The sequence below is a fragment of the Xenorhabdus yunnanensis genome, from assembly GCF_028598805.1.
Lineage (GTDB): Bacteria > Pseudomonadota > Gammaproteobacteria > Enterobacterales > Enterobacteriaceae > Xenorhabdus > Xenorhabdus yunnanensis.
In genome coordinates, this window is record NZ_JAQRFI010000122.1 from 1 (window position 1) to 2,815 (window position 2,815).

Sequence of the window (2,815 nt, forward strand, 5' to 3'; positions counted from 1 at the left end):
CGATGAAATAATTTCATGTTTTGATGTTTATCGATATTTATTATTTTTATATTAAAATCAAAATATTGTTCATTTTATTCACTGTGTATTGTTCCAGTGTTTATTGACGTTTATCTACTCTTACACCACACTTTGTATAAACATCTGTGTAAATATTTTGGGTGATCATGGCTAACGAACTAAACAAACTCAGTGATAAAAAACTTAAAACTTTACAGGGTAAAGAAAGTGACAAAATTGAATTCTTTGCCGATGGTGCTGGGTTGAGTGCGAAACTATCTAAGGTTGGTGGCATTAGCTGGGTTTTTACCTACCGACTTGATGGGAAGAAACTAAACCGCCTTACGCTTGGGCGTTATCCTGATATGCCCCTCAAACAGGCTCGTGAAACACGGGATAAATGCCGTAACTGGTTAGCCTCTGGTAAAGATCCAAAGCTGCAATTTAACTTAACGATGCAGGAATCATTAAGACCAGTCACTGTAAAAGACGCTATCGAATACTGGATAGATAATTATGGAAAAAACAACCGAGTAAATATTGATGTCCATATATCTCAACTAGATAAACATATATATCCTTATATTGGGAGTATGGCATTATCAGACTGTGAAACGAAATATTGGCTTCAATGTTTCGATAGAGTTAAAAAACAAGCCCCCGTAGGTGCTGGGATTATATTTCAATTCTGCAAGCAAGCTCTTAAATTTTGCCGAGTGAGAATGTACGCAATTAGTCACGCTCTGGATGATTTAACTATTCAGGATGTTGGAAAAAGAGAAAACAAGAAAGACCGTTTTTTAACTGATAATGAGCTTGGTCAATTATGGAAGTCTATAAATTCAGATTTCCACATGTCTTATTTTAATAATTTATTGAAAATTTTGATTGTATTCGGTTGCCGAACGCGAGAAATTAGATTATCAAAATGTTCAGAATGGGATTTTGATTCAATGTTATGGACTGTTCCGAAAGAAAATAGCAAGACAGGTGAGAAAATTATTCGTCCCATACCAGAATGCATGAAATATTTTTTAGAGGAACTTATTCATAAAAACAATAAAGGTGGATTGCTTTTAGGTGAATTTAAAATCGGTAATGTAGTATCATACTACGGATCTAATATATGGAAAAGATTAGGTCAATCAGAGAAATGGACGTTGCACGACCTTAGACGCACTTTGGCAACAAAGATGAATGATATGGGAGTAGCACCACATATTGCTGATCAGCTTTTGGGGCATGTTTTACCGGGTGTAATGGGAATATATAACAGAAGCCAATACATACCAGAGAAGCTAGATGCTTTAAACAAATGGTGTGAACGATTGGATGTATTGGCGAGTCATTATGATATGATAATATTAAATCCCAACGAAAAACCATTGGAATGTGCATTCCCTAAGAGAGGAGTGTAGTACAATAAATCACTTCAAGATAAAACTTATCATTTTTATATGAAACCCAAGCAAGAATACAATAAATTTGCATACCTCAATAAAATTGAATTCAATCAACAATAACCTCGCTCGCGGGGTTTTTATTTTGGAGAATAATAAATATGGAAACACAGAATTTCCAATGTAATCTTTTAAATCGCAGTAATTCAGCCCTATTTATTCCCCCTACACCACAAGAACGACAATCAATTTTAAATGAGTATGGTGAAAAATATGATCGCAGAATCAGGGAAAAAGAATGTGAGCACCTATCCAGTTTATCGCGTTCTCGTCGTTGGGTATTAGAAGAAGAAGGCAAGTTTCCGAAACGTGTTCCGTTGGGTCGCAATTCTGTCTCATGGCTATTAAGTGATGTTTTATGGTGGATACGTAACCCGCCAACAGTAGACAATGTAAATAACCCCTACAGCCGAAAATCGAATTAATTAAGACAGGGTAAAACGATGACATCTAAATATGTGGCCTTAATCGGTCAGGGACTTGCTCACGCTGAAAACAGGCAGAGCAATATTTTAAAAACCCGTAAAGCGGTTATTTCCGGTGACTGGACGGTAATTAACAAAGGTATTTGCACACTCACTAATCTGGGGCTGCGTCATAACGGACAGGGGTTGGTCTGGCTTAATTCCGGCGTATCGGTTCATGATGCAGAAAGTGATACCGGGCTGACAGGCAAGGATAAGCAATCCTTTGAATATCATTCAGAGGTGTGCTCAGCTAACCATTTGAATAGTTGTAACTATTATGGATTTGTCCAGCTAAAAGATATTGATAGCTACGCCCTGAATATCATTACCTCAATCAGTTCTGAATATCATTCGCGTAAAAATGGCGTGCCTTTAGCGACGTTCGCGTTACTGATTGACCAGAAGCAACGGAAACAGGCCGTGGATAACTGGATTTTATACCGCAATCCGAACCAGCCAGATAAGTACACCATTCTCAATAAACAGCACCATCATGAACTGGCAAAGTGCTATCAGGCCAAAGGCTGGAAATATGAGCCATTGGAGTATCTAGGTAAGCTAATCCGTAATGATGCTGAGTTCAGCAAACTTATGCGTCGGTTGGGTTATGTTCCCGTTCGCACAAGAAAACTAACCGGAAAACGTGAGAGATTTTGGTTATACAGAAAAACAGGAAATGATAAGGGGGTTGGGACAAAAGAAATAAATAAAATCAATAGGTTTACTCCATTTGTCCAGTATGCAAAACGACCAATCAGAACCTTTGAGCGCATTGCTGTAGACGGTCAGTGGCTCTATGTCTATGCCGATCACATTCGCTTTTTGACTAAAAAACGCCACCGTGTTGAGGGTGTTCGGGTTCAGGGTTACACGGCAAAAGGAATAGAG

3 protein-coding genes are annotated in these 2,815 nt (G+C 38.0%); all 3 read left to right on the top strand.

The window, feature by feature from the left end:
• Positions 1-167 precede the first annotated feature (167 nt).
• Positions 168-1,418 (top strand): tyrosine-type recombinase/integrase, encoded by a 1,251-nt coding sequence (locus PSI23_RS20875; RefSeq protein ID WP_273556874.1) that lies wholly within the window; start codon positions 168-170, stop codon positions 1,416-1,418.
• Between the two features lie 143 nt (positions 1,419-1,561).
• Positions 1,562-1,885 carry a helix-turn-helix transcriptional regulator gene (locus PSI23_RS20880; RefSeq protein ID WP_273556875.1) on the top strand — a complete coding sequence of 108 codons (324 nt, stop codon included), beginning with the start codon at positions 1,562-1,564 and terminating at the stop codon, positions 1,883-1,885.
• An 18-nt stretch (positions 1,886-1,903) separates the two neighbouring features.
• On the top strand, positions 1,904-2,815 hold a 912-nt coding region (locus tag PSI23_RS20885; protein ID WP_273556876.1), incomplete at its 3' end, for a hypothetical protein.